This is a genomic window from Rhodococcus sp. IEGM 1354 (assembly GCF_030056855.1).
Taxonomy (GTDB): domain Bacteria; phylum Actinomycetota; class Actinomycetes; order Mycobacteriales; family Mycobacteriaceae; genus Rhodococcoides.
Genome location: NZ_JASHKT010000002.1, coordinates 363,929 through 390,617, shown reverse-complemented (window position 1 = coordinate 390,617; position 26,689 = coordinate 363,929). Strand labels below are relative to the sequence as shown.

The following is a 26,689-nucleotide window of genomic DNA, read 5'->3' as shown; positions in this document are numbered from 1 at the left end:
GGTGGAAGCTTAGTCAGACGTGTCGGCGGGTGAGGCGGGCTGCAGCGCATCCCACCCCAGTACCGCTCCCCCACGCCGTTGCGCGAGACCCGCCATGCGGGACCTCTCTTGTGAGCAGTGCAACGCGTCGAGGACCTGTACCCGCTGCAGGACCAGAGCGACACCATCATCGACTCGCGGCCGATACCCGGTGTCGTCCGGTAGTTCGAACTGCGGACCGACCTCGTACGCGTCCTGTGCCGCGACGGCTGCCGCATCGTCGACTTCGTGCGCGGGCAGCACGAGGTGATGCCGCAAAAGCACCTCGGAGGACTCGATCCACGTGGGTTCGGTGTTCGCCGCCTCGTCGAGAACGGCGGAGCACGCCCGCGCGTCGTCGAAGCAGCTCGCCACTACCACCAGATCTTCGCGCGTGGGGTCCAGACGTTCCGCGGTCGACCGCGAGAACAACCGCCGAAACCACCCACCTGCACTGCTCTTTGCCATGAGGCCAGCCTTGCACGACTGGACCCTACCGGCCCGTACAGGCCCCTCCACCAGCGCGGGAACAAGAGCGCGCTCGGAATCGTTCCTCCGCGACGCGCCAAGACCGGACCCGGATATGCCTTCCGTACTACGACGGGTCATACTTCTTTCTGTGACGAGCGCTGTAGGGACTCAAGGATCGGCAATCACCCAACGCGTGCACTCGCTGAACCGTCCCAATATGGTCAGCGTCGGCACGATCGTGTGGCTGTCGAGTGAACTCATGTTCTTCGCCGGGCTGTTTGCGATGTACTTCGTCGCACGCGCCCAGGCGAATGGAAACTGGCCGCCGGAGCCGACCGAGCTGAACCTCGGGTTGGCTGTTCCGGTGACGGCCGTGCTGATCGCTTCTTCGTTCACCTGCCAGCTGGGCGTGTTCGCTGCCGAGCGTGGCGACGTGTTCGGGCTTCGTCGGTGGTACATCGTCACCCTGGCAATGGGCGCGTTCTTCGTCGCCGGTCAGGGATACGAGTACTACCACCTGGTCCACGAAGGCACGACGCTCTCGAGCAGCGTGTACGGCTCGGTCTTCTACATCACGACCGGCTTCCACGGTCTGCACGTGATCGGCGGACTCATCGCCTTCGTCTTCCTGATCACCAGAACCCTGGTCAGCAAGTTCACGCCCGCGCAGGCCACCGCCGCCATCGTCGTTTCGTATTACTGGCACTTCGTCGACATCGTCTGGATTGCCCTCTTCGCGACGATCTACTTCATCCGCTAGTGACAGTCAGCAAGCCACAGATATCGAGCGAACGGATTCAGCCCCCGACGTTCGGCCCGTCCCGACACGACAAGGGATAGAAGATGAGTACATCTCCCCCAGCAGCATCCGACGACTCTTCGGCCTCCAAGGCGCGACGGAAGCGTAAGACGCGCCGACGCGTCACCGGTGCACTCGTTCTGATGATGGGCCTTCTGAGCGCGGGTTTCCTCGCGTCGGCCCTGACGCCTACACCCCAGGTTGCAACAGCCGATACCGATTCGGCGGCGCTGATCCGCGAAGGTAAGCAGCTCTACGACACGTCGTGCGTGACGTGCCACGGTGCCAATCTGCAAGGCGTTCAGGATCGCGGACCGAGCCTCATCGGTGTCGGTGAAGCAGCCGTCTACTTCCAGGTGTCGAGTGGCCGTATGCCGGCCGTTCGCAACGAGGCGCAGGCACTGCGCAAGCCGCCGAAGTTCGATGACAAGCAGATCGACGCGCTCGGTGCTTACATTCAGGCCAACGGCGGCGGCCCGACGGTGATTCTCGACGAGAACGGTGAGGTGGCGCAGGAGTCGCTTCGCGGCGACGACATCGCCCGAGGCAGCGAGCTGTTCCGTTTGAATTGCGCGTCCTGCCACAACTTCACCGGTCAGGGCGGCGCACTGTCGTCGGGCAAGTTCGCGCCGGATCTCGGGCCTGCCAACGAGCAGGAGATCTACACCGCGATGGTCACCGGTCCGCAGAACATGCCCAAGTTCTCCGACCGTCAGCTGACGGTCGAGGAGAAGTCGGACATCATCGCCTACGTCAAGTCGGCCCAGGAAACCAAGGCCGCAGGCGGCTGGGGTCTCGGTGGCTTCGGTCCCGGTACCGAGATGATCGCCCTGTGGGTTGTCGGCATCGCCGCTGTCGTCGGCGCAACACTGTGGATCGGAGCTAGATCATGAGCGACGGCGATTCCGGCCGTAAGGACGCCGACAACACCGACGGCACCAACGCCGAGGGTGTGAATCCCGACAAGAAGTACACCGACGAGGAGTTGGCAGCGCTCAGTCGGGACGAGTTGGTCGAACTCGGCACCAATCTCGACGGTGTGGATGTCGCATTCCGTCGTAATCGTTGGGCTGTGGAAGGTACGCGCGCGGAGAAGCGCGCAGAGCGCAGCGTGGCGATCTGGTTTGCCATCGCGGGCCTGTCGGCCGTCGCGTTCATCGGCGTCTACCTCTTCTGGCCTTGGCAGTACGCAGGCATCGGTGACGAGAACTACCACCTCTACTCGCTGTACACGCCCCTGATCGGCGGAACGATGGGTCTTGCGATCCTTGCCGTCGGCGTCGGTGCCGTGCAGTTCACCAAGAAGTTCATCCCCGAAGAGGTCTCGATCCAGGACCGCCACGACGGAAGCTCGTCGGAAACGGACCGCAAGACCCTGGTCGCCGAGCTGGGCGATTCGCTCGACACCTCGACCATCGGACGACGCAAGGTCATCAAGCGTTCGCTTCTGTTCGGCGGCGGCGCTCTCGGCGTCATGGCCCTGCTCCCCCTCGGCGGCCTGATCAAGAATCCGTGGGCCAAGGGCGAAGATTCTCCGTTGTGGGTATCCGGCTGGACGCCTCGCTACGATGGAGAGACGATCTACCTCCGACGAGACACCGGGCGACCGGAAGATGTCGTTCTCGTTCGGCCCGAGGACTTGGACGCTGGTGCCATGGAAACTGTCTTCCCGTTCCGCGAGGCGGACCGCGAGAGCGAGCACGACCTGCTCATGTCACTCCGCGGCATTCGCAACGCAGTCATGCTCATCCGCTTGCGCCCCGACGACGCGAGCACGGTCATCAAGCGCAAGGGCCAGGAGAGCTACAACTACGGCGATTACTACGCCTACTCCAAGATCTGCACGCACCTGGGTTGCCCGACATCGTTGTTCGAGCAGCAGACCAACCGCATTCTCTGCCCTTGCCATCAGTCGCAGTTCAACGCGCTCGAGTACGGCAAGCCGATCTTCGGACCGGCTGCGCGCGCGCTGCCTCAGCTTCCCATCACAGTCAACGAGGAGGGTTACCTAGTGGCACAGCACGACTTCCACGAAGCACTGGGTCCCGCCTTCTGGGAACGTCGACCGGAGCGTGATTCATGAGTCCTTCACTGCAAACCCTCGCCGCCAAGCAGGCGGACGACGTAGACAGTCGTTACCACTTGGCACCAGGTTTGCGCCGCCAGATCAACAAGGTGTTCCCCACCCACTGGTCGTTCCTGCTCGGTGAGATCGCGCTGTACAGCTTCGTGATCCTGCTGATCTCCGGCGTCTTCCTCACCCTGTTCTTCGATCCTTCGCTCAGCGAGGTCGTCTACCAGGGCGCGTACACCCCGCTGAACGGCGTGACCATGTCGCGTGCCTACGCGACCGCACTCGACATCTCGTTCGAGGTGCGCGGCGGTCTGTTCATGCGCCAGATCCACCACTGGGCAGCACTGATGTTCGCCGCGTCGATCATCGTGCACATGATGCGCATCTTCTTTACCGGTGCGTTCCGTCGTCCCCGTGAGGCCAACTGGGTCATCGGCTGCCTGCTGCTGATCCTGGCGATGTTCGAGGGCTTCTTCGGATACTCGCTCCCCGACGATCTGCTCTCGGGCACCGGCCTCCGCGCCGCGTTCTCCGGCATCACGATGAGCATCCCGATCGTCGGCACCTGGATGCACTGGCTGATCTTCGACGGAGACTTCCCCGGCACGATCATCATTCCTCGCCTGTACGTGGCGCACGTGCTGCTCCTACCGGCCATCATCCTGGCGCTCATCGCAGCTCACCTGGCTTTGGTCTGGTACCAGAAGCACACTCAGTTCCCCGGACCCGGCCGCACGGAGACCAACGTCGTCGGCGTTCGTATCCTTCCGGTTTTCGCCGTCAAGTCCGGCGCGTTCTTCGCCGTGACGTTCGGCGTGATCGCTGCCATGGGCGGGCTGTTGCAGATCAACCCGATCTGGGCGCTCGGACCGTACAACCCGTCTCAGGTCTCCGCAGGTTCGCAGCCCGACTTCTACATGATGTGGACCGACGGCCTGGCGCGTCTGTGGCCGGCATGGGACATCTACATCGCTGGTCGCTACACGATTCCTGCAGTCTTCTGGGTGGCCGTGATCATGGGCCTCGTCTTCACCGTGATGATTGCCTACCCGTGGATCGAGAAGCGTCTCACCGGAGACAACGCACACCACAACCTGCTGCAGCGTCCCCGCGACGTGCCGGTCCGTACTGCAATCGGCGCAATGTCCATCGCCTTCTACGTCGTTCTGACGCTCTCGTGCGTCAACGACCTGATCGCGTACAAGTTCGACATCTCGCTCAACGCGATGACGTGGATCGGTCGAATCGGAGTGCTCATCGCTCCGCCGATCGCATACTTCGTCGCGTACCGGTTCTGCATCGGCCTACAGCGCAGCGACCGGGCAGTTCTCGAGCACGGCATCGAAACCGGAATCATCAAGCGACTCCCGCACGGCCAGTACGTGGAAATCCACCAGCCGCTCGGACCGGTCGACGATCACGGTCACCCGATCCCGCTCGATTACCAGGGTGCAGCGGTCCCCAAGAAGATGAACAAGCTCGGTTCTGCCGGCAAGCCCGGCTCGGGTTCACTGTTCACCCCGGACCCCGTTGCGCAGAGCAAGGCTCTCGAGGATGCACTCCACAAGGGCGAGCACGAGCAGTTGGCAATGCTTCGCAACTACCAGGCGGGCATTCTGGGCAATGGCCACTCGAACGGCAACGGCCATACCAACGGCAACGGTCACGCCAATGGCAACGGTCATTCCAATGGCCACGCCAACGGCAACGGCCATGCCAATGGACACGAAGACACCTCGATTTCTTCGGGTCGTCAGGACAGCGATCGCGATCACTGAGTCCTGACAACGCATTCCGCTGAAGGGCGGCACCGGCAACGGTGCCGCCCTTCTTCGTGTGGTGGCGGTGCAACCCGCTCGACACATGTCCGGAGACGATCCGGCTGAATCTCCATCGGTCCGCGGGAGTCCTGTGAACGGAGGCCGAAACTCTCACAGGCTCCACTCCCCTCCCCCGCCCGAGGACTGCCGATGCAGAGCGCGGTAATGCTCGAGTCGGAGCCGGCACTCACCTACCGGTAGCCTGCAGACCCATCGGTGACGAGCATCGGCCCGGTCGGTCTCGACCGGTATTAGTATCGGTGTATGGTCCGTATCCCACTCAGTCCAAGTGAACTCGCGCGTGGAGCCCGTTTGGGCACAGCTTTGCGCTTCTACCGGGGCAGCCGGACCATGACCGAGGTTTCCGACGCCGCCGGCATCTCCGTCGAAACACTCAGAAAAATCGAGACCGGGCGAATTGCAACCCCGGCATTCTTTACCGTCGCCGCACTGTGCACTGCATTGGAAATCTCACTCGATGCATTGCTCGAATCCACGGCGGATGCGTCGTCGACCCTGCGGGAGGCAGACGCGTCCTGATTGGTTCGGATCCGCGCCGACGTCTGCCGGCACGTTCATGCGTTCCAGTCCATGATGAAAGACCGGCCCTTGGGATGCGGCCGGTCTCTCACCGACCCGCAGTAGGTAGGCGTGGTGCTTCTCAGTCGATCGGCGAGACCCTGATGAGGTCGCCGTCGGGGTCCGCGATCACGAAAGTGCGGCCGAAGACGGCGTCGTGTGGCTTCTGCACTACGGCAACTCCTTTCGCGACCCAATCGGTGAATATGTGGTCGACTGCCTCCGAGGGGCCGGGCACCATGAGTCCGATCTCGCTCATGCGGGGTGTGCTCGGTACAGAGTGCTCGGCGTAGCCCGTCCACAACGCGAGCAGTACACCGGGGGCAACGTCGAAAGCAACATAGTGGGGACTCGTGAAGGTCGGTTCGATCTCGAACAGGTCGCTGTAGAAGGCGGTGGCGGCCTGGGTCTCCCGGACGCCGATCAAGAACAGGTTCGGTGCATGCATGGAGGGCTCCTGATCGAAGTACTCACACCGGCCGCAGCTCGCGAACGCATCGGTCAGCTCGCCACAGTTCTGGCCGAAAAGCACTCGACCCCCGCCGGCTGACCCGGTCGGAATGCCCCGGCACTCGAGCGATGTCCCCGGTGTGCACGTCCCAGCACAGAAAAGGGCCCCGATCGCTCTCGTGAACGATCGGGGCCCTTTCCGGGTATCTACAGGTCAGTGGCGTTCGGCACCGATGTGGTACTCGAAGACCAATCCAGCGGCCGAGGCGATGACGCACACGACGCCCAGAGCAATCAACCAGGGCTGGAAGAAGGCAAAGCCCAGAGCGGTGATCGACGCCGCTACGGCCAGCACGAACGGCCAGAAGCTGCCGGGGCTGAAGAAGCCCAGGTCGCCTGCGCCGTCACTTACCTCGGCGTCGTCGAAGTCTTCGGGCCGAGTGTCGAGCCGTCGAGCGACGAATCGGAAGTACGTTCCGACGATCAGCGTCAGGCCGACCGACAGGAAGATCGCCGTGACGCCTGCCCACTCGACGCCGGTTCGGCTCAATCCTGTGAACAGCGCATACACGATGCCGACCAGGAGGAAGAAGACCGTGAGGATCTCGAAGATCTTCGCTTCGATTTTCATATCAGCATGCTTCCTTGGTCAGTTGCCTTCGGCGACGGTGGCGGTACGGACGGTGCGATCGGTCTCGAACGGCGAGGTGCTGGTTGCGAGCGGGCTCTCGCCGATGGCTTCGAGTGCCTGCGCGTTGGTCAGCGCTTCGCCACCCTCGGACAACGGCTTGCGCAGCTCGATGTACTGCTCGAACTTGTCCGGGGACACGGCGCGAACCTCGAAGTTCATCATCGAGTGGAACGTGCCGCACATCTCCGTGCATCGACCGACGAACGAACCTTCGCGCTCGATTTCGCTGATCTGGAACACGTTGTCGGAATGGTTCTCCTCAGGGTTGGGGAGAACGTCACGCTTGAACAAGAACTCCGGAACCCAGAAGCCGTGGATGACGTCCGAGGATGCCAGCACGAATTCGATGCGCTTTCCGGTGGGAAGGACGAGCACCGGAATCTCGGCGCTGGAACCGACCGTTTCGATCTTGTTGTAGTGCAGGTAGGACAGATCCTGGGGAATGGCACCGTGGATCGCGCCGGGCACGAACTCGCCGTCCTCGCTACCCTCGGCACCTTCACCGGGAGTTGCGGCGGCTTCTGCGGCGGCCTGCTCCTCTTCGTCGGTGCCCTCGTACTTGGCAGCACCGTCCTTGAGGTCGATGGTCCGGTATCCGAACTTCCAGTTCCACTGGTATGCGGTCACGTCGACCTGGACGTCGGGATCTGCCTGCTTCTCGTCGACGTAGTTCTGCACCACGACGGTGAAGTAGAAGAGCACGGCGATGATCACGAACGGAACCGCCGTGTAGAACAGCTCGAGCGGAACGTTGTACGCGGTCTGACGCGGGAACTCCGGGGAGCTCTTCTTCTTACGGTGGAAGAGCACCACCCAGAAGATCAAGACCCACACGACGATGCCCATGACCAGGGCGGCGATGACCGACCAGGTCCACAGGTCGCCGATGCGTCGTCCCTGCGGAGTGACGCCCGAGGCGAAACCGAAATTGAGTACGTTGTCACTGCTGATGGAACAGCCCGACAGCATCAACGCGGCTACACCGAGAAATGCTGTCAGCCCCGCTCGCCGAAGGATCCGACTATGCGCCACGTTCACGCCTTCCTGATTGCCCACCACTGAAGAATAAGGGCTTCCACATGGAGATGCCCGAGTACTACGCAGCGTAGACCAAAGCTGACGCGGAGCCACCCTTGGGTCGTTACCTAGGTTCGAGCGTGTCTGCGGCATACTCGGTTGCTGATCGACCGTCCCGCTGACGACACGCGGAGATCCGGCCCCCGGCATTGTCCCCAACTGCGAGAAGAGGTAGCAGACGCTGTGTGTGGACTGCTCGGAGTACTGACATCTCACGGAACGACCGCCGCCGGCGTCGAGCTGGTGAGCTCGGCGACTCACTGCATGCGCCATCGAGGCCCGGACGAGCCCGGTGGCACCTGGCACGACGACGACGTCGTGTACGGCTTCAATCGACTCTCGTTCATCGACATCGAACACTCGCATCAGCCGATGCGGTGGGGACCTCCGGGTTCACCCGACCGGTACGCGCTGGTGTTCAACGGCGAGATCTACAACTACCTCGAGTTGCGTGCTGAGCTCGCGCGCGATCACGGTGCAGAATTCGCCACCGAAGGTGACAGCGAGTCGATCGTCGCGGCATTTCACTACTGGGGCGCTGCCGCCGTGCAGCGTCTGCGAGGAATGTTCGCCTTCGCCATCTGGGACACCGAGACGCGCGAGATGTTCATCGCGCGCGATCCCTTCGGCATCAAGCCGTTGTTCTACGCCACGGGCCCGGGTGGAACCGCGTTCGGCAGTGAGAAGAAGAGCGTTCTCGAACTGATGGAGCTGCTGGGCGTCGATCTCGACCTCGACCCGCGGGCCATCGAGCACTACACCGTGCTTCAGTACGTCCCCGAACCGGAGACGCTGCACGCGGGGATCAGGCGGCTCGAGTCGGGTTGCTACGCCACCCTCTCCCCCGGTACGCCGCCGAACATCACCCGATACTTCACACCGACGTTCCCGGTGAAGCCTTTCGCTCCCGGCAGCGAGAAGGCTCGCTACCAAGAGATTGCCAAGGCGCTCGAAGATTCGGTCGCCAAGCACATGCGTGCCGACGTGACCGTCGGTTCCTTTCTCTCGGGCGGCATCGATTCCACGGCCATCGCGGCACTGGCAATTCGACACAATCCGAACTTGATCACCTTCACGACCGGCTTCGAGCGCGAGGGTTACTCCGAGGTCGACGTCGCAGCGGAGTCGGCAGCCGCGATAGGTGCTCGGCACATCGTGAAAGTGGTCGGACCGGAAGAGTTCGCGGCGTCCATTCCCGAGATCGTCTGGTATCTCGACGACCCGGTTGCCGATCCTGCACTCGTACCGCTCTACTTCGTTGCAAAAGAAGCCCGCAAACACGTCAAGGTCGTGCTGTCCGGAGAGGGTGCGGACGAACTGTTCGGCGGCTACACCATCTACCGCGAGCCGCTGTCGTTGAAGCCGTTCGAGTCGCTGCCCGCGTTCCTGCGCCGCGCAGCCGGGTCGTTGAGCGAGCGGATTCCCGAGGGCACGCGCGGCAAGAGTTTGCTGCACCGGGGTTCGATGACCCTCGAGGAGCGGTACTACGGCAACGCGCGCAGCTTCAACGACGCACAGTTGCGATCCGTCCTGCGCGAGTTTCGGTCGGAGTGGACGCATCAGGACGTCACCGCACCCATCTACGCGCAGTCTCAGGGGTGGGATCCCGTTGCTCGAATGCAGCATCTGGACCTGTTCACCTGGCTGCGTGGTGACATTCTGGTCAAGGCCGACAAGATCACCATGGCGAACTCCCTGGAGCTGCGCGTCCCGTTCCTCGATTCCGAGGTCTACAAGGTTGCCGAGAAGTTGCCGCTGGAGCAGAAGATCACCAAGAGCACTACCAAGTACGCACTGCGCCAGGCGCTGGAAGGCATCGTTCCCGGTCATGTGCTGCACCGCGCCAAGCTCGGTTTTCCGGTGCCACTACGCCACTGGCTGCGCGGTACCGAACTCTTCGACTGGGCTCACCAGCAGATCGCCGAGTCACAGACCGATCACCTGCTGAACAAGGCCGCCATCGTCGCCATGCTCGACGACCATCGGGCAGGCAAATCGGATCACAGCCGTCGCCTGTGGACGCTGCTGATCTTCATGGTGTGGCACGGAATCTTCGTGGAGAATCGCATCGTGCCGCAGATCGCCGAACCGGAGTACCCGGTCAACATCTGACTGGTACACCCGTCTCCCCGGGATCAATGTGGATTTCAGTTGCTCAGATTGCAACAAAGCCGCATTGATCCCGCTGAGGGGAGCCGATCTCAGGCGGGCAGCAGCGCGCCGATCTCCTCGCCGGCTTCGGCACCGTACGCCGCGCTCAGGCGCTTGATCGCGTCGTCGCGGTTCAGGCTCCACTCCTGTGTTCCGGTGGTCTCGAGGACCAGCACGGCAACCAGAGAACCGAGCTGAGCGGCTCGTTCGATGCTCGCTCCGGCGAGGTGCGCGGTGAGGAACCCGGCACGGAACCCGTCGCCCACTCCGGTGGGATCGACCTTGCTCGTCTCGGGCACGACACCGATGTGGGTGTGCTTCCCGCCCTTCTCGACGATGTCCACGCCCCGCTTGCCCAGCGTGGTGACCCGCAGTTCGACCTTGTCCGCGATATCGGCGTCGGACATTCCGGTCTTCTGCTTGAGCAGTGCCCATTCGTATTCGTTGGTGAACAGGTAGGCCGCCCCGTCGATCAAATCGGTGGCCTGCGCGGCGTCGAGTCGCGCGAGTTGCTGGGACGGGTCGGCGGCGAAGGGAACACCTGCCGCGCGGCACTGGTCCGTGTGGGCGGTCATCGCCTCCGGATCGTTGGCCCCGATCAGCACGAGATCGAGCTGGTTCTGCGCGGCCAGCGTCTCGATGGAGATGTCGCGGGCTTCGCTCATCGCACCGGGATAGAACGACGCGATCTGCGCCATGTCCTCGTCGGTGGTGCAGACGAAGCGCGCTGTGTGCGCGGTGGCGGAAACGCTGACGCCACTGCAGTCGACTCCGTGCTCTTCGAGCCAGGTGCGGTATTCGGCGAAGTCCGGCCCCACAGCTCCGACGAGCAGCGGAGCGCCGCCGAGGACTCCGAGGGCGTAGGCAATGTTTCCGCCCACTCCCCCCTTACGGATGACCAGGTCGTCCACCAGAAAGCTCAGCGAGATGTTCGAGAGTTGATCGGCGACGATCTGCTCGGCGAACCGACCGGGGAATCGCATCAGATGGTCGGTTGCAATCGAGCCGGATACCGCGAGAGTCACGAAGAAGGGCCTTTCGGAGTGAAGTTCTGGATGACCGACGAGCAGACACGACTGTGACCGATACACGAATACGTGTATCGGTCACAGTCGAGAGCGAGTCAGCTCAGTTGAACGAGTCGCCGCACGCGCACGATCCGGTCGCGTTCGGGTTGTCGATCGTGAAGCCCTGCTTCTCGATCGTGTCCACGAAGTCGATGGATGCACCCTCCACGTAGGGAGCGCTCATCCGGTCGACTGCGAGGGTGACGCCGCCGAAGTCGACCGCGAGGTCGCCGTCGAGGCTTCGGTCGTCGAAGAAGAGCTGATAACGCAGTCCTGCACACCCACCGGGCTGTACAGCAATGCGCAGCGCGAGGTCGTCGCGGCCCTCTTGATCCAGCAACGCCTTGGCCTTGGCCGAAGCGGTCTCCGTCATGGTGACCTTGTGCGCCGTGGTTTCGGTCGTTGTGGTCTCATTCGAAACGGTCATGGGCTCTCCCTATCAGTCGTACCAAACCCGTGAACAAACTCAACCGTACTCCGGGTTGCTCTATTCCTTGCGCGCGCCGCCCCTGTTCGAGGGCCCGGCAACAGCACTGCTCGCCACGTGCGCGGCCAGCTTCTCGAGCTGATTGGCCGCATCGGTCATGGCCACCTCCACAGACCCGGCGAACTCGCTGATCGAGTGAGCGGCCGAGATACCGGCCGACGCCAAGTCGTCCTTGCTCACCGTCACCTGGCCGGCGAGCACCATGGTCTCGATTCCGGTGGCACCGCCTGCAGCGGCGATTCTGGTCACCAACTTGCCTCGCAGCGACTGCGAATCGAACTTTCCCTCGCCGGTCAGCACAAGGTCGACGGAGTCCAGGAGTTCCCGCTGACCGGTTCGTTCCGCCACGACGGCAGCACCCGGCACCTGCCTGCCACCGAGCGCGAACAGGGCCGCCCCCATCCCGCCCGCGGCACCCGCACCGGGACGGTCTGCCACATCGTGGCCCGCAGCCGACAGAACGGCAGCCCAGTCGGAATTCAGTTCTTCGAGTCGCTCGACCGTCTCGGCGTCGGCACCCTTCTGCGGCCCGAACACCCGAGCGGCACCGCCATCGCCGAGAAGTGGGTTCTCCACGTCCGACGCGACGACGAGGTCGATTCCCGAGAACCGTTCGATTGCCGACCCCAGCCCGCCGAGTGCGCGGATCATCGCTCGTCCACCGTCGGTGCAACTGCTTCCGCCGAGTCCGACGACGATCGACGTGGCGCCACTGTTCAACGCCTCGCTCAGCAGCTGTCCGACGCCGTAGCTGTTCGCCTTCAATGCCGACTGCGGAGTCAGTGGACCGTCGACGAGGTGCAGCCCGCAGGCCTGAGCAGATTCGATGTACGCCACCGTGCCGTCAAGCAGCCAGCGGGCCTGCACCGGCGTCCCGAGCGGTCCGTCCACGTCGGCGACGTGGACTGTGCCGATGCGCGAGGCCAGTACCTCGACGAACCCCGGTCCACCGTCGGATTGGGGTGCCAGTTCCAGCTCGTCACCGCTCCGGACGCCCGCCCATCCTCTGGCAATGGCGGCGGCTGCATCTGCGGCAGTCAGGGTGTCCCCGAAGGAGTCCGGCGCAATCATCACTCGCATTCTCGGAAGTGTAGGACCGCGGTACCCGAACAGCATCCGGTGCTGCGCCGCTGACCTGGCCGGTGTTCGAGTACCTCCGCTCATCCCATACTCTGGTTGCGTGAAGCTGCTACGCCGTGGAAACTCTGACAATTCGGACGGACAGGACTCGAACGAGCCCGAATCGACTGTGTCCGCCGGCGAGGCGACCTCGCCGGTGTCTCTCGGCAAAGGCCGACCGACCCCCAAGCGCCGTGACGCCGAGGCCCGCCGCCGCGGGCCGGTCGCTCCGGCTCCCCTGACGAGCAAAGAGGCACGAGAGCGCCGTAAGGCGAACAAGGGCAGCAAGGAAGACCGTAAGGCTGCCTCGAACGAACGGCGTGCAGCAGCTGCAGAGCGTCGGGCGCGCATGCTTGCGGGCGACGACAAGTATCTGCTGCCTCGCGACAAGGGCCCGGTGCGTGCCTACGTTCGCGACATCGTCGATGCGCGGCGCAATCTTGTCGGCTTGTTCATGCCGCTCGCTCTCATTCTCATCTTTGCGCTGTTTCTGCAGCCGCAGGTACAGCAGTACGTCACTCTCGGCATGTTCGTGATGATGCTGTTCATGGTCGGCGAGGGCATCTACCTCGGCAAGATGATCAACAACCGCATTCGTGTCCGGTTCCCCGACACTCCCGACGGCGGCTTCAAGATCGGCTGGTACGCCTTCGTACGGGCGTCGCAGATTCGGAAGATGCGTGCCCCCAAGCCGCGAGTGAGCGCCGGCGAGGCTGTCTGACGTCGGTGGCCGTGCCGTCTCGAACGCTCGTCCTCGGCGGAGCCAGATCCGGTAAGTCCGCGCACGCAGAATCGTTGGTCACGACCCGCCCGGTCCGTTACGTCGCGACCGGACAGCGCGATGCGTCGGACGAAGACTGGCAGCAGCGCATCGAACTCCATCGTGCTTCGCGTCCGCCCGAGTGGACCACGGTCGAAACCGTCACCGGGCTGGCGACGGTGGTGGCTCAGCCCTGGGGCGGCACCACGATGGTCGACGATCTGGGCACCTGGTTGACGGGAATGCTCGACGACGCAGCGGCCTGGGACCTGCCTCGCGGGACGATTGCTCCGGCCGTGGACGACTTGATCGCGGCGGTCTCGGACTGCAGGTCGAGACTCGTGATCGTCAGCCCCGAGGTCGGCATGTCCGTGGTTCCCGAGTCGCGTTCGGGTCGACTGTTCCGTGACGAGCTCGGTGTCCTCAATGCGCGTCTCGCGCACGTGTGTGACAGGGTTCTGCTGGTCGTCGCGGGCCTCGCGCTGACCCTCAAAGAACCACCGGCGGATTCCCTGACCGCGAAAGGCCCAGTGTGACAACTCCTGTGGACGACATCCCGGCACCCTCCCCGTTTCGACCGGTGCCTTCGCCGTCCGATTCGGCTCGGTACGAAGCTGCCGAGCGGCAAGGCCGGTTGACCAAGCCGGCCGGTAGCCTCGGACGTCTCGAGACGCTCGGCGAGTGGATCGCCGCCTGCCAGGGTGTCAGTCCGCCGAAGTCCTTCGAGCGCGTCCGTGTCGTCGTCTTCGCCGGCGACCACGGCGTCGCCGCTCATGGAGTGTCCGCCTACCCGCCCGAGGTCACGGCGCAGATGGTCGAGAACATTCGCGCGGGCGGTGCTGCGGTCAACGTCCTCGCGACCATCGCCGGGGCCACTGTTCGAGTGGTCGACATCGCTGTCGACGCCGACACCGATTCGTCGGTGTCCGCCTTCAAGATTCGGCGCTCGAGTGGTTCCATCGACCGCGAGGACGCACTGAGCGAGGACGAGGTGCGCGCCGCTGTCGCCGCCGGCGTTGCCATCGCGGACGAGGAGGTCGACGCCGGTGCGGACCTTCTCGTCGCAGGCGACATGGGCATCGGAAACACCACGCCCGCAACCGTATTGATCGCCACCCTGACCGATACCGAACCGGTCGCTGCCGTCGGCCGCGGCACCGGAATCGACGACGCCGGGTGGATCAGGAAGACCGCGGCGATCCGGGACGCGATGCGGCGGTCTCGGCCGGTCGCCAAGAATCCCACCGACCTGCTGCGGGTGGCCGGTGGTGCCGACATCGCCGCCCTCGCCGGCTTCCTCGCGCAGGCGGCGCATCGGCGTACCCCGGTGATCCTGGACGGTCTCGTCGTCACAGCAGCAGCACTGGTGGCGGAAGACGGTGCGGCCGGTGCTAGTGCCTGGTGGGTCGCCGGGCATCGTTCGGCCGAGCCCGCCCATTCACTTGCCTTGCGGCACTTGCGACTCGAGCCGTTGGTGGAGCTGTCGATGCGGCTCGGTGAAGGCTCCGGCGCGTTGGCGGCGTTGCCGCTCGTTCGTGCGGGAGTCGACACGTTGAATTCGATGGCGACGTTCGCCGACGCCGGCGTCAGCACCGGCGACCCCGAAGTCCGCTGACCGTGAGGCTGCGGGCCGAGGGTCTGGTGCTCGCGTTCTCGTGGTTGACGGTGCTGCCCGTGCGTGGCCCGTCGCAGGTCGACAGGGTCCGCGCCGGTCGCGCGATAGCGCACGCTCCCCTGGTCGGTCTCGTCCTCGGGTGCGTGTGTTCGGCACTGCTGTGGGCGACGACGGTTGCCGGGTTGTCGGCAATCCTGTGCGGCCTCGTCGCCGTTGCCGCCGCCGCGCTGCTGACGCGCGGTATGCACATCGACGGGTTGGCCGACACCGCCGATGGGCTCGGCTGTTACGGCTCGCCCGAACGCGCACGGGAGGTCATGAAGTCCGGTAGTGCCGGACCGTTCGGGGTGGCGGCCATCGCTCTGACGTCGGCGATTCAGGCGGCAAGTCTGGGTCAGCTCGCGCAGGAGCGACTGTGGTGGGCTGTCGTCGTGGTCGCGGTGACTGCCCGGGTGGCGGCAGTCCTGGCCTGCCGCAAGGGAATCGACGCATCGACGTCGGGCGGCTTCGGTGCGCTCGTGGCCGGAACGCAGTCCAACGCCGTCCTGACGCTGTGGGTCATTGCGGCAGCGGCAGCGTCGGTCTTCGCGCAACCCGATCGACCCTGGCAAGGGCCGCTGGTCGTCGTCGCGGTCCTGACACTCTCGGTGTTTGCCGTTCGACACTGCGTCCGACGCTTCGGTGGCCTCTCGGGCGATGTTCTCGGTGCCGCGATCGAGACCACTACGGCGTCGGCCGCGGTGGGCCTGTTGATCGGCAGCTGATCAGCGGAGCTTGGTCATCCAGCCGTGGGTATCGGCGAAGGTGCCGCGCTGGATGCCGGTGAGGGTGTCTCGCAGTGCGAGCGTGATCTCACCGGGTTCTCCGCCTGCGATCTCGAAAGAACCGTCGGTGGATTTGACGCTGCCCACCGGGGTGATGACAGCTGCTGTGCCGCAAGCGAACACCTCGGTGATTTCGCCCGCTTCGGCACCCTTGCGCCACTCGTCGGTGGAGATCCGTCGTTCTTCGACGGGGATGCCGGAGTCCGTCGCCAAGGCCAACAGCGAGTCGCGCGTAATTCCGGGAAGCAAGGACCCGGACAGCGAGGGCGTCACCAACCGGGCGTCGGAACCCGAGCCGAAGACGAAGAACAGGTTCATGCCGCCCATCTCTTCGACGTAGCGGCGCTCGGTGGCGTCGAGCCAGACCACCTGATCGCAGCCCTCGTCGCTGGCCTGCGCCTGCGCGAGGAGGGAGGCGGCGTAGTTGCCTGCGAACTTCGCGGCACCGGTGCCGCCCGGTGCTGCGCGGACGTATTCGGTGGACAACCACACGCTCACCGGTTTGACGCCACGTGGGAAGTACGCGCCTGCGGGTGAGGCGATCAGCATGTAGCGATACGCGTCGGCGGGTCGCACACCCAGACCGGCTTCGGTGGAGAACATGTAGGGCCGTAGATAGAGCGCGTCCTCGCCGCCCGCCGCCGGGACCCACTCGTGATCGAGCTCGAGCAACTTCTCGATAGAGCCGATGAACAATTCGTCCGGCATCTCGGGCATGGCAAGACGCTTGGCCGAGGTACGGAATCGTTCGGCATTGGACTGCACCCGGAACGTGGACAGATCGCCGTTGGGCTGGCGGTAGACCTTCAGGCCCTCGAAGATCGCTTGGCCGTAGTGCAGGACCATCGCCGCGGGGTCGAGCTCGATCGGACCGTACGGGGTGATCCTCGCATCGTGCCAGCCGCCGTCGCGGGTGTAGTCGATGCTGACCATGTGGTCGGTGAAGTGCTTTCCGAATCCGGGCGCTGCAAGTACCGCGTCACGCGCCGCGGAGGTTGCGGGCGAAGGATGCTGCACGTACGTGAATTCGGAAACACCTGTCATGCCGGGAATCCTATCGTGGGGTTCGTGGCGGTCTCACGCGGTCACCTGGTCTTGGCGACGACGAACGGCGGTGCGACCACTTCGCAGCGCAGGGCGCGGCCTCGAACGTCGACCTCGACCTCCGAACCCACCGCGGGAGCGGCCTGCGCGTCGAGGAGTGCAAGGGCGATACCGACCTTGAGAGTGGGCGAGAAAGTGCCGGAGGTCGTCGTTCCGAGATCGCGTCCCGACGCGCGCACGGTGAGACCGGGGCGTAGAACGCCGCGATCGAGAGCTTTGAGCCCGCGCAGAATCCGTGCCGGACCGTCTGCCTTCTGGGCGGTCAATGCGTCCTTGCCCCAGAACGAGTCCTTGTTCCACCCGATCGCCCAGCCGCATCGTGCTTCGAGGGGCGAGATGTCCTGCGCCAGTTCGTGTCCGTGCAGCGGGTACCCCATTTCGGTGCGCAGCGTGTCGCGCGCTCCGAGTCCGCACACCTGACCGTCCCGAGACCGCACCGCAGCCAGCAGCGCCAGGAACAACGGTTTCACGTCGTCGACAGACGGGATCAGCTCGTAGCCCTGTTCGCCGGTGTAACCCGTGCGGCAGACCCGGACAGGCAGAGAGTTCCAGGTGGCGTCCTCGAATGCCATGTAGTCCATATCGGTCGGTAGACCCAGTTCCTGCAGAACCTCGGACGCCTTCGGCCCCTGCACGGCCAGCACTCCGAACTCGCGGTGCCGGTTCACCACCGAGACCCCGGCTGGGGCAGCGGCAGCCATCGCCTCGACCACGGCTGCCGTGTTCGCAGCATTGGGCACCAGAAACACGTCCTCGTCGGAGACGAAGTAGGCGATCAGGTCGTCGACGACGCCACCGGACTCGGTGCAGCACAGCGTGTATTGCGCTTTGCCCGGTTCGATTCTGGTCAGGTCGTTGGTGAGGACAGAGTTCACGAATGCGGCGGCTCCGGGGCCGGTCACCGACGCCTTGCCGAGGTGGCCGACGTCGAACAGACCCACCGTTTCACGCACTGCAGTGTGCTCGACGACGACGCCGGCGTACGAGACCGGCATGGTCCATCCACCGAACGGTGCGAACGTCGCGCCGAGTTCGGTGTGCACGGCGTGGAGTGGTCCTTCGATCAACTCGGTGTCGGTCATGGCGGCCACGCTAGCTCACCTCGCGGAGCGTCTCCGGTCGGTCGCCCCGGTGCGTCCCTCGATCGTCGACGCCGCCGACCGTCATTAGGATCGAGGGACATACACGTCAACCCCTACAGGAGCAGCCACGTGCCTTCCCCCTCGACGCTCACCCGCACTCTCGGACCCGACCTGGTTCTCGCGGGCAAGCTCGGTAAGAAAGTCGACGTACTCGTTGTCGCATTGAGCACGAGTGACGACGGCCTCGAACTCTCCATCACCGACGACATTTCCGACGATGCGATCGCCACCGAATTGCTCGACGCGTTCGAAGCCGTCGGTGCCACCGGCAAGGCCGACGAAGTAGTGCGTATTCCGGCTCCGGCCGGCCTGGCCGTGGCGAGTGTGTTGGCCGTGGGCCTCGGCAACGCCGCCGACATCGACAGTGAACGCATTCGTCACTCGGCCGGCACAGCTGCTCGCGCGCTGTCCGGTGTCGAGACGGCAGCCACGACGCTCTCGGCGCTCGACTTGGGCGCGGCCGCCGAGGGCTTCTTTCTCGGCGCGTACCAGTTCACCGAGTTCAAGTCGGCTCTCTCGGCACCGAAGCCGTCTGCTCTTCCGGTGACTCGCATCGAGTTGTTGGTGCCCGACAATCGCTCCAAGGATGCCAAGCGCGAACTGGAGAGGTCGATCGCGATTGCCGAATCAGTGGCTGTCGCAAGGGATTTCGTCAACACTCCGCCCAGCCATCTCTACCCGGAGGAATTCGCGGCTCAGGCCAAGGCGCTGGGCAAGGCGTCCGGTCTCGAGGTCGAGATCCTCGACGACAAAGCACTCGAGAAGGGCGGCTACGGCGGCATTCACGGAGTGGGCAAGGGATCGTCCCGACTGCCTCGGCTCGTGCGCCTGACGCACTCGGGAGGCAAACGCGGCGCGAAGAAGGTCGCCCTCGTCGGTAAGGGAATCACGTTCGACACCGGCGGCATCTCCATCAAGCCGGCTGCCGGCATGGAGAACATGACCTCGGACATGGGCGGTGCGGCAGCGGTCATCGCCACGGTGGTGCTCGCCGCCAAGGTCGGCCTGCCGCTCGACGTCATCGCCACCGTCCCGATGGCGGAGAACATGCCGTCGGGCACCGCTCAGCGCCCCGGCGATGTGCTCACCCAGTACGGCGGCATCACCGTCGAGGTGATCAACACCGACGCCGAGGGCCGCTTGGTACTCGCCGACGCGATCGTGCGTGCCTGCGAGGACGATCCGGACTACCTGATCGACACCGCGACGCTGACCGGCGCTCAGGTCGTCGCACTCGGCAACAGGACTCCCGGCGTGATGGGTACCGACAACTTCCGCGACCGCGTCGCCGCGATTTCGCAGGCGATCGGCGAGAACGGATGGGCCATGCCGTTGCCGAAGGAGATTCGCCGCGAACTCGACTCCAAGGTCGCAGATCTCGCGAACGTCACCAACGGTCGAGCAGGTGGCATGCTCGCCGCTGCTCTGTTCCTGAAAGAATTCGTCGCCGAGGGCGTGGAATGGGCTCACATCGATGTCGCGGGCCCGGCATACAACACCGGTGGTCCGTTCGGCTACACCGGCAAGGGCGGCACCGGGGTTCCGGTCCGAACCATGTTCGCGGTTCTCGAGGACATCGCCGACAACGGCTGATCGTCTCCCGTCCGTGCGCGAGGCCCCATGCCCTCGCGCACGGACGGCGTCAGCTGTCGCGCTGCTGTTGTTCGCGCTGCCGAATCAGCTTCTGCCGAGCGTCGTGGTCACGCATCCGCTGCGGATAGCCCGTCTTGCGGACGTCGTACACCGGAATCTTCAGGTCCGATCCGATCTTTCGTACATATTTTTCATCGAGCGGTCGACGCGTCCACTCACCGTCGTTCGCGACCAGAACCACCGTGAGCGGCGTGACCGTCGTTTTGGGTTCCACGTAGGCCTCGACGCCGATTCGTGCCGAGGTCCAATCGGCCAGGTACTGGGCAACCGAGCCTTCGGGTGCCCGTTTCGCGCCCCCACCGCTCGACTTGAATCGATCGAACAATCCCACGCGAACTCCTCTTTCGTACGGCCGGCGAAGTCCGAGTTTCGGTGCCGGATCTTTGTTACCCACCAGTTCGACAGGCGTGTTGCACGCCCTAGGGGAACGGCGAGGCGACATCAATGGAAGGATGACATTAGAGGGTTCAGCTCTCTTGATTGTGAACCAAGGCTCGTGAAGTGAGTTAGTGAGTTGCCGAGAGGGAGTGTCGACGTGGGCGCTGGATCGAGCCGAACGTGCTCGGTGAGTGTCGATCGCACCGGTGCCTCCGTCGAACCGAATCACCCAACTCTCGTCCATGAACCCTGTTCCGCCAGCACAATGGTCTGCGACCACAAGTCGTAAGAACTACATCACCCGCATACAACTGTCGAGGAGTCAACAGACATGGCCTTCTCCGTCCAGATGCCAGCTCTCGGTGAGAGTGTCACCGAGGGAACTGTCACGAGGTGGCTCAAACAAGAAGGCGACACCGTCGAAGTCGACGAGCCATTGCTCGAAGTCTCCACGGACAAGGTCGATACCGAGATCCCGTCGCCTGCTGCCGGTGTTCTCACCAAGATCGTCGCTCAGGAAGACGACACCGTCGAGATCGGTGGCGAGCTCGCTCAGATCGGTGACGCGGACGAGTCCTCCTCGTCCGACGCACCCGCCGAGGATGCCGCTCCCGCCGAGGAGTCGGCACCGGAAGAGCCTGCCGAGGAGCCCACTCCCGCAGCCGAGCCCGAGCCGCAGGCCGAGCAGGAAGCTCCCGCAGCGAGTGCCTCTTCCAGCTCCTCCGACTCGTCCGGATCCGGCACCCCGGTGACGATGCCCGAGTTGGGTGAGTCCGTCACCGAGGGCACCGTGACGCGCTGGCTCAAGGCCGTCGGCGACGAGGTTGCAGTGGACGAGCCGCTGCTCGAGGTGTCCACCGACAAGGTCGACACCGAGATCCCGTCTCCGGTCGCAGGCACCCTGCTCGAGATCTCCGCCGAGGAAGACGACACCGTGGCCGTCGGCGGCCAGCTTGCAGTCATCGGTTCCGGCTCACCCGCCGAGAAGGCCCCCGAGCCCGAGGCAAGTCCGGAGCCCGAGGCTCCGAAGGCCGAAGAGCCCAAGGAAGAGCCGAAGCCCGAGCCGAAGCAGGAAGCCCCCAAGAAGGAAGCTCCCAAGGCCGAGCCGAAGCCTGAGCCGAAGCAGGAAGCCCCCAAGGCCGCTCCCGCGAAGGAATCGGCACCGTCGGGCGATTCCAGCCCGTACGTCACTCCCCTGGTCCGCAAGTTGGCGACGGACAACGACGTCGATCTGTCGTCCGTCAAGGGCACCGGCGTGGGTGGACGCATCCGCAAGCAGGACGTTCTCGCTGCAGCCGAGGCCAAGAAGGCTCCCGCGGCTCCCGCTGCGGCCGCGGCACCTGCCGCAGCGTCGAAGCCCGCAGCACCGGCGACCGCGGGAGTTCGTCCCGAGCTCGCACACCTGCGCGGCACCACGCAGAAGATCAACCGTATTCGTCAGATCACCGCGAAGAAGACGCGTGAGTCGCTGCAGACTTCTGCTCAGCTGACGCAGACTTTCGAGGTCGACGTGACGAAGATCGCCGGCCTGCGTACCAAGGCCAAGGCGAAGTTCGCCGAGAACGAGGGCGTCAACCTGACGTACCTGCCGTTCTTCGCGAAGGCGGTCGTGGAGGCACTCAAGGCTCACCCGAACGTCAACGCCAGCATCAACGAGGACGCGAAGGAGATCACGTACCACGCCGATGTCCACCTGGGCATCGCGGTGGACACCGAGCAGGGCCTGCTCTCCCCCGTCATCCACAATGCCGGCGACCTGTCGCTGGCCGGACTGGCACGCGCGATCAACGACATCGCCACTCGCGCCCGTTCGGGTGGGCTCAAGCCCGACGAGCTGTCCGGTGGCACGTTCACGATCACCAACATCGGCAGCCAGGGCGCGCTGTTCGACACCCCGATCCTGGTTCCGCCGCAGGCGGCCATGCTGGGTACGGGTGCGATCGTCAAGCGTCCCGTCGTCGTCAAGGACGACTCGGGCAACGAGTCGATCGGTGTTCGCTCGATGTGCTATCTGCCGCTCACCTACGACCACCGGTTGGTGGACGGAGCCGATGCAGGACGCTTCCTGACGACCATCAAGCAGCGTCTCGAAGTGGCATCGTTCGAGGCCGATCTGGGTCTGTAGACAACCGGCGAGTGTCGCGCCACGTATTCTCGTAGGAGCGCGAAACATTCGCATCGGGGTCTCGTTCACCAGGGGCACGGACAGAGCATCCGGGGCATCATTCGTTCGCGAATGGTGCCCCGGAGTGCGTCAAGGAGGCTTTCGTTCACATGCGCGTAGTCATTGCAGGTTCATCAGGCTTGATCGGCACAGCTCTCGTTGCAGCGTTACGCGGCCGCAGCCACGACGTCACCAGACTGGTCCGACGCTCACCGGCGGGACCGGACGAGTCGCAGTGGGACCCGTCGCACGGCAGTATCGACCCCGCTGTGCTGGCCGGTGCCGATGCGGTCGTCAATCTGTGTGGTGTCGGCATCGGCGACAAGAGATGGTCCGGTGCGTACAAACAACTGGTACGCGACAGTCGCATAGCGCCGACCGAGGTGATCGCGTCGGCGGCGGCCGACGCGGGTGTCCCCACCCTGATCAATGCCAGCGGCGTCAATTTCTACGGTGACACCGGCGACCGAGTGGTCGACGAGACCGCTCCGGTAGGAGACGGATTTCTCGCCGAGGTGTGCCGAGACTGGGAGAACGCCACGGCTGCGGCGTCGGAGGCTGGAGTTCGTACGATCCTGTTGCGCAGCGGTGTGGTGCTGTCGCAGCGCGGCGGAATGCTGGGCAAGCTGCGCCCGCTGTACCTGTTCGCGCTCGGTGGTCGATTGGGCAGTGGCCGTCAGTACTTCCCGTGGATCTCGTTGGAAGACGAAATCGGCGCCATCGTCCACGGTATCGAGAACGATGCGCTGCGCGGACCGGTCAACATGGTCGGGCCGACGCCGGTGACCAACGCCCAGTTCAACAGTGCGATGTCCCGAGCGGTGCATCGTCCGGCACCGTGGATGGTGCCCGGGTTCGCCCTGAAGGCGGTCATCGGAGAGTTTGCCGAGGAGGCGATCCTCACCGGGCCGCGAGCCATTCCGAAGGCACTCGAGGACGCCGGCTACACCTTCGAGCACAACACCGTGGGCGAAGCACTGCGGGTGGCTGTCGGCTCATGACCCGGCGTAGCGTTTCGGTTCATGAGTGACGTGAACGCCCCGTCGAATCAGGCCACCGGCACCGACTCGGCCCGGGCAAGCCGCGAACCGGTCGTGGTGCGAGAACTGGGCACCGTCGAGTACACCCAGGCGTGGGCTCTACAGCGGGAATTGGCCGACGCCCGCGCAGACAACCGGGGCCCGGATACGTTGCTGTTGCTCGAGCACCCTTCCGTGTACACCGCGGGGCGGCGCACCTCGGAAGAAGACATGCCGCGCGACGGTACTCCTGTGGTCGAGGTGGACCGCGGCGGCAAGATCACCTGGCACGGGCCGGGCCAACTGGTCGGCTACCCCATCGTCGCGCTGGCGCAGCCGATCGATGTCGTCAAGTACGTCCGCCGGATCGAGGAAGCGCTGATTTCCGTGGTGTCCGATCACGGCATCGCGTGCGGGCGGGTGGACGGCAGGTCCGGGGTGTGGCTCGCGTCCGAGGTTCGCGACGGCGTGCTTCTACCCGAGCGCAAGATCGCGGCCATCGGCGTGCGAGTTCAGCGCGGCGTGACCCTGCACGGCTTCTCCCTCAACTGCAATTCGGCGATGACGGGTTTCGACGCGATCGTGCCGTGCGGAATCGCCGACGCCGGTGTGACGTCGTTGTCGCTCGAGCTGGGGCGAGACGTCCCGGTCGCCGAGGTGCTCGATTCGGTCACGACGGCAGTTCTGGCTGCGTTGGACGGATCGATGCCGGTCAGAGAGCACGAGCTCGAGCACCCGGAGATCACCACCGCGACGGTCAACCCGCAATTCACGACGGTTCGGTTCGGCGCGTAGCATTGTTGGCGTGACTGTGGCCCCAGAAGGACGCAAGCTGCTCCGCCTCGAGATCCGAAACGCGGAGACCCCCATCGAACGCAAACCCAGCTGGATCAAGACCAAAGCCAAGATGGGCCCGGAATACACCGAGCTCAAAGGTCTTGTGAAGCGTGAGGGTCTGCACACGGTGTGCGAGGAAGCCGGCTGCCCGAATATTTACGAATGCTGGGAAGATCGCGAGGCGACCTTCCTCATCGGCGGCGAACAATGCACCCGTCGATGCGATTTCTGCCAGATCGATACCGGCAAGCCCGAGGATCTCGATCGCGACGAGCCTCGCCGCGTGGCGGAGAGTGTGCAGGCCATGGGCCTGCGCTACTCCACGATCACCGGAGTCGCCCGCGACGACCTCGAAGACGGTGGTGCGTGGCTGTACGCAGAGACCGTCCGGTACATCAAGAAGCTCAACCCCAACACCGGCGTCGAGCTGCTGATCCCCGACTTCAACGCCAAGCCCGACCAGCTGGCCGAGGTGTTCTCCTCCCGCCCGGAGGTGTTGGCCCACAACGTCGAGACCGTGCCGCGCATCTTCAAGCGCATCCGTCCGGCTTTCCGGTATCAGCGGTCGATGGACGTCATCACCGCAGCGCGTGACGACGGTCTGGTCACCAAGTCGAATCTCATTCTCGGCATGGGCGAGACTCCCGAGGAAGTCCAGGAAGCGATTCGCGACCTGCACGAGGCGGGCTGCGACATTCTGACGATCACCCAGTACCTGCGACCGTCACCGCGGCACCACCCCGTCGAGCGGTGGGTCAAGCCGGAGGAGTTCGTCGAGCACTCCGACTACGCCACCGAGGTCGGGTTCGCCGGAGTTCTGGCCGGCCCGTTGGTCCGCTCCTCGTACCGCGCCGGACGCCTCTACGCGCAGGCCATGGCGCACCACGGTCGCGAACTGCCCGAGAGCATGAGCCACCTCACCGACGGCGGTGAAGCTTCTCAGGAGGCCAGCTCGTTGATGGCTCGGCTGGCTCCTCGCTGATCGCTCCCCTCGACCCGGCGCCATGCACGTGAGCGTCGGCACAGGCCGTATCCTGTGAGGTATGGCGAACGGCAGTAAAGCTGGCAAAGCGGCAAAGCCCAGCAAGGAAGCAAAGGCGGCTGCCAAGGCAGCCCGCAAGCAGGCATCGAAGGAACGGCGCAGCCAGTTGTGGCAGGCGTTCCAAATGCAGCGTAAGGACGACAAGGCTCTCCTTCCGCTGATGATCGGAGCGGTGGTCGGTCTCGGGCTGATCGGCTTCCTGATCGGTCTGGCCTTCGGCTTCCAGTGGTTCCTTCTCCCCATCGGTCTCCTGTTGGGCGTGCTGGTCGCGTTCATCATCTTCGGCCGGCGGGTCCAGAAGTCCGTGTACAAGAAGGCCGACGGTCAAGCCGGTGCCGCGGCGTGGGCCCTGGACAATCTTCAGGGATCGTGGCGTGTCACCAATGCGATCGCAGGCACCACTCATCTCGATGCCGTGCACCGGGTGATCGGAAAGCCGGGAGTGATTCTCGTTGCCGAGGGTGCCCCGCAGCGTGTGAAGACTCTGCTGGCCCAGGAGAAGAAGAAGACCGCCCGGCTGGTGGGCGACACCCCGATCTACGACATCATCGTCGGCAACGGGGAGAACCAGATTCCACTGTCGGGTTTGCAGAAGTACCTGTCGAAGTTGCCGAAGAACATCGACGGCAAGCGGATGGACACCATCGAGTCACGGCTGGCCGCGTTGGGCACCAAGGGTGGCCCGGCAATGCCAAAGGGACCGATTCCCGGCGGGGCCAAGATGAAGGGCGTTCAGCGAACCATGAAGCGACGCTGACCCGTATTTCGACCGACAGCCCTGGTGCGTCGACCCCTCAGCGGGTCCGCAGCAGGGCTGTTCCCGTTGCGCGGTCGTGCATTCCCCTGCCGTCCATATCGGTGATCACGGCCGGGACGACGAACAGCAGGATGAGCTGGCGCACCAATGCCCGGACGAAACCGACTCGCGCATGGGCGTCGATGCGTCCCACCTGTACTCCCACGATGAACTGCCCCGGGGTGAACGAGAACAGCGAGACACTCGCGATTCCTACGACGAACCACACGGCCAGCACGATCGTCGAGATCAGCCCGCTGGTGGTGTAACCGCCGAGAATCAGCGACGCCACACCGGTAGCCATCGTCCAGTCCAGCAGCAACGCCAGGACTCTACGACCGGTTCCGGCGAGTGCGCCGATGCCCTGTGCGGGCAGACCGAGTTGTTCCCCACGGAAGTTCTGCGGCGGTCGTGGGTTCGCGGCCGCCGGTCCGGACAACCAGGACCCTGTCATTCGTGCCATGATTCCCAGGATAGGCGCGGTCGGGCGCGCGGAAAAACGGGTGGACGTACTGTTGTTCGTGCCAACCGTGAACCACGACGTGTAACACG

27 protein-coding genes are annotated in these 26,689 nt (G+C 64.5%); 16 read left to right on the top strand and 11 right to left on the bottom strand.

Features of this window, described 5'->3' with window-relative positions:
• Positions 1–9: 9 nt before the first annotated feature.
• Positions 10–486 carry a hypothetical protein gene (locus QM588_RS06325; protein ID WP_283312214.1) on the bottom strand — a complete coding sequence of 159 codons (477 nt, stop codon included), beginning with the start codon at positions 484–486 and terminating at the stop codon, positions 10–12.
• A gap of 151 nt (positions 487–637) precedes the next feature.
• Here QM588_RS06325 and ctaE point away from each other — a divergent pair, with 151 nt between their 5' ends.
• The 5 genes from ctaE (at position 638) to QM588_RS06300 (ending at position 5,722) form a co-directional block, all read left to right on the top strand.
• Positions 638–1,249 carry an aa3-type cytochrome oxidase subunit III gene (gene ctaE, locus QM588_RS06320; RefSeq protein ID WP_027497380.1) on the top strand — a complete coding sequence of 204 codons (612 nt, stop codon included), beginning with the start codon at positions 638–640 and terminating at the stop codon, positions 1,247–1,249.
• An 83-nt stretch (positions 1,250–1,332) separates the two neighbouring features.
• Entirely contained in the window at positions 1,333–2,181 is an 849-nt protein-coding gene (qcrC, locus tag QM588_RS06315; RefSeq protein WP_283312213.1) for a cytochrome bc1 complex diheme cytochrome c subunit, read from the top strand.
• The gene (gene qcrA, locus QM588_RS06310; protein WP_283312212.1) at positions 2,178–3,371 is read left to right on the top strand and encodes a cytochrome bc1 complex Rieske iron-sulfur subunit; all 1,194 of its coding nucleotides are present in this window, start codon (positions 2,178–2,180) and stop codon (positions 3,369–3,371) included. Before qcrC ends, qcrA begins: the two co-directional genes overlap by 4 nt.
• Positions 3,368–5,140, top strand: a complete 1,773-nt coding sequence (gene qcrB / locus QM588_RS06305) for a cytochrome bc1 complex cytochrome b subunit (protein ID WP_222084350.1) — start codon at positions 3,368–3,370, stop codon at positions 5,138–5,140. The genes qcrA and qcrB overlap by 4 nt, the downstream gene beginning before the upstream one ends.
• A 306-nt stretch (positions 5,141–5,446) precedes the next feature.
• Complete coding sequence (locus QM588_RS06300; RefSeq protein ID WP_283312211.1) at positions 5,447–5,722, top strand: helix-turn-helix domain-containing protein; 276 nt, start codon at positions 5,447–5,449, stop codon at positions 5,720–5,722.
• A gap of 121 nt (positions 5,723–5,843) precedes the next feature.
• Here the strand turns inward: QM588_RS06300 and QM588_RS06295 are convergent, their stop codons facing one another.
• The 3 genes from QM588_RS06295 to ctaC all read right to left on the bottom strand — a co-directional run bounded on the left by QM588_RS06295 (position 5,844) and on the right by ctaC (position 7,940).
• Positions 5,844–6,209 (bottom strand): VOC family protein, encoded by a 366-nt coding sequence (locus tag QM588_RS06295; RefSeq protein WP_283312210.1) that lies wholly within the window; start codon positions 6,207–6,209, stop codon positions 5,844–5,846.
• Between the two features lie 216 nt (positions 6,210–6,425).
• Positions 6,426–6,842: a cytochrome c oxidase subunit 4 gene (locus tag QM588_RS06290; protein ID WP_027497386.1), complete on the bottom strand. Its 417-nt coding sequence runs from the start codon at positions 6,840–6,842 to the stop codon at positions 6,426–6,428.
• Between the two features lie 18 nt (positions 6,843–6,860).
• Positions 6,861–7,940, bottom strand: coding sequence for an aa3-type cytochrome oxidase subunit II (ctaC, locus tag QM588_RS06285; protein WP_027497387.1), 1,080 nt, complete (start codon positions 7,938–7,940; stop codon positions 6,861–6,863).
• A 222-nt stretch (positions 7,941–8,162) separates the two neighbouring features.
• Here ctaC and asnB point away from each other — a divergent pair, with 222 nt between their 5' ends.
• Positions 8,163–10,091, top strand: coding sequence for an asparagine synthase (glutamine-hydrolyzing) (gene asnB / locus QM588_RS06280; protein ID WP_283312208.1), 1,929 nt, complete (start codon positions 8,163–8,165; stop codon positions 10,089–10,091).
• 89 nt (positions 10,092–10,180) lie between these two features.
• Here asnB and QM588_RS06275 read toward each other — a convergent pair whose 3' ends face one another.
• The 3 genes from QM588_RS06275 to QM588_RS06265 all read right to left on the bottom strand — a co-directional run bounded on the left by QM588_RS06275 (position 10,181) and on the right by QM588_RS06265 (position 12,764).
• Positions 10,181–11,155: a carbohydrate kinase family protein gene (locus QM588_RS06275; RefSeq protein WP_283312207.1), complete on the bottom strand. Its 975-nt coding sequence runs from the start codon at positions 11,153–11,155 to the stop codon at positions 10,181–10,183.
• A 103-nt stretch (positions 11,156–11,258) separates the two neighbouring features.
• Positions 11,259–11,624 carry a HesB/IscA family protein gene (locus QM588_RS06270; protein ID WP_027497390.1) on the bottom strand — a complete coding sequence of 122 codons (366 nt, stop codon included), beginning with the start codon at positions 11,622–11,624 and terminating at the stop codon, positions 11,259–11,261.
• A 60-nt stretch (positions 11,625–11,684) separates the two neighbouring features.
• Positions 11,685–12,764, bottom strand: coding sequence for a glycerate kinase family protein (locus QM588_RS06265; RefSeq protein ID WP_283312206.1), 1,080 nt, complete (start codon positions 12,762–12,764; stop codon positions 11,685–11,687).
• 100 nt (positions 12,765–12,864) lie between these two features.
• Between QM588_RS06265 and QM588_RS06260 the strand changes: the two genes are divergently transcribed.
• The 4 genes from QM588_RS06260 to QM588_RS06245 are packed head-to-tail and all read left to right on the top strand — an operon-like array spanning position 12,865 to position 15,942.
• Positions 12,865–13,524, top strand: a complete 660-nt coding sequence (locus QM588_RS06260) for a DUF3043 domain-containing protein (RefSeq protein ID WP_027497392.1) — start codon at positions 12,865–12,867, stop codon at positions 13,522–13,524.
• A 5-nt stretch (positions 13,525–13,529) separates the two neighbouring features.
• The gene (gene cobU / locus QM588_RS06255) at positions 13,530–14,099 is read left to right on the top strand and encodes a bifunctional adenosylcobinamide kinase/adenosylcobinamide-phosphate guanylyltransferase (RefSeq protein WP_283312205.1); all 570 of its coding nucleotides are present in this window, start codon (positions 13,530–13,532) and stop codon (positions 14,097–14,099) included.
• The gene (gene cobT, locus QM588_RS06250; protein ID WP_442972871.1) at positions 14,096–15,178 is read left to right on the top strand and encodes a nicotinate-nucleotide--dimethylbenzimidazole phosphoribosyltransferase; all 1,083 of its coding nucleotides are present in this window, start codon (positions 14,096–14,098) and stop codon (positions 15,176–15,178) included. The genes cobU and cobT overlap by 4 nt, the downstream gene beginning before the upstream one ends.
• A 2-nt stretch (positions 15,179–15,180) precedes the next feature.
• Entirely contained in the window at positions 15,181–15,942 is a 762-nt protein-coding gene (locus QM588_RS06245) for an adenosylcobinamide-GDP ribazoletransferase (protein ID WP_283312204.1), read from the top strand.
• Here the strand turns inward: QM588_RS06245 and QM588_RS06240 are convergent, their stop codons facing one another.
• Both QM588_RS06240 and gcvT read right to left on the bottom strand, forming a co-directional pair.
• A complete protein-coding gene (locus QM588_RS06240) occupies positions 15,943–17,046 on the bottom strand; it encodes a branched-chain amino acid aminotransferase (protein ID WP_027497396.1) in 1,104 nt (367 codons plus the stop codon). It abuts the gene before it with no gap.
• A 41-nt stretch (positions 17,047–17,087) separates the two neighbouring features.
• The gene (gene gcvT, locus QM588_RS06235) at positions 17,088–18,188 is read right to left on the bottom strand and encodes a glycine cleavage system aminomethyltransferase GcvT (RefSeq protein ID WP_283312202.1); all 1,101 of its coding nucleotides are present in this window, start codon (positions 18,186–18,188) and stop codon (positions 17,088–17,090) included.
• 129 nt (positions 18,189–18,317) lie between these two features.
• Here gcvT and QM588_RS06230 point away from each other — a divergent pair, with 129 nt between their 5' ends.
• Positions 18,318–19,841, top strand: coding sequence for a leucyl aminopeptidase (locus tag QM588_RS06230; RefSeq protein WP_283312201.1), 1,524 nt, complete (start codon positions 18,318–18,320; stop codon positions 19,839–19,841).
• 49 nt (positions 19,842–19,890) lie between these two features.
• Here QM588_RS06230 and QM588_RS06225 read toward each other — a convergent pair whose 3' ends face one another.
• Entirely contained in the window at positions 19,891–20,232 is a 342-nt protein-coding gene (locus QM588_RS06225; RefSeq protein ID WP_135042424.1) for an oxidoreductase, read from the bottom strand.
• Between the two features lie 378 nt (positions 20,233–20,610).
• Here QM588_RS06225 and sucB point away from each other — a divergent pair, with 378 nt between their 5' ends.
• The 5 genes from sucB (at position 20,611) to QM588_RS06200 (ending at position 26,098) form a co-directional block, all read left to right on the top strand.
• Positions 20,611–22,404: a 2-oxoglutarate dehydrogenase, E2 component, dihydrolipoamide succinyltransferase gene (gene sucB, locus QM588_RS06220; protein WP_283312199.1), complete on the top strand. Its 1,794-nt coding sequence runs from the start codon at positions 20,611–20,613 to the stop codon at positions 22,402–22,404.
• A 149-nt stretch (positions 22,405–22,553) separates the two neighbouring features.
• Entirely contained in the window at positions 22,554–23,444 is an 891-nt protein-coding gene (locus QM588_RS06215) for a TIGR01777 family oxidoreductase (RefSeq protein ID WP_283312197.1), read from the top strand.
• Between the two features lie 21 nt (positions 23,445–23,465).
• On the top strand, positions 23,466–24,257 hold the full coding sequence (gene lipB / locus QM588_RS06210; protein ID WP_283312196.1) for a lipoyl(octanoyl) transferase LipB: 792 nt from the start codon (positions 23,466–23,468) through the stop codon (positions 24,255–24,257).
• A gap of 10 nt (positions 24,258–24,267) precedes the next feature.
• A complete protein-coding gene (gene lipA / locus QM588_RS06205) occupies positions 24,268–25,281 on the top strand; it encodes a lipoyl synthase (RefSeq protein ID WP_176457962.1) in 1,014 nt (337 codons plus the stop codon).
• Between the two features lie 61 nt (positions 25,282–25,342).
• Positions 25,343–26,098, top strand: a complete 756-nt coding sequence (locus QM588_RS06200; protein WP_027497404.1) for a DUF4191 domain-containing protein — start codon at positions 25,343–25,345, stop codon at positions 26,096–26,098.
• 37 nt (positions 26,099–26,135) lie between these two features.
• Here QM588_RS06200 and QM588_RS06195 read toward each other — a convergent pair whose 3' ends face one another.
• Complete coding sequence (locus QM588_RS06195; RefSeq protein ID WP_032406716.1) at positions 26,136–26,600, bottom strand: RDD family protein; 465 nt, start codon at positions 26,598–26,600, stop codon at positions 26,136–26,138.
• Positions 26,601–26,689 lie beyond the last annotated feature (89 nt).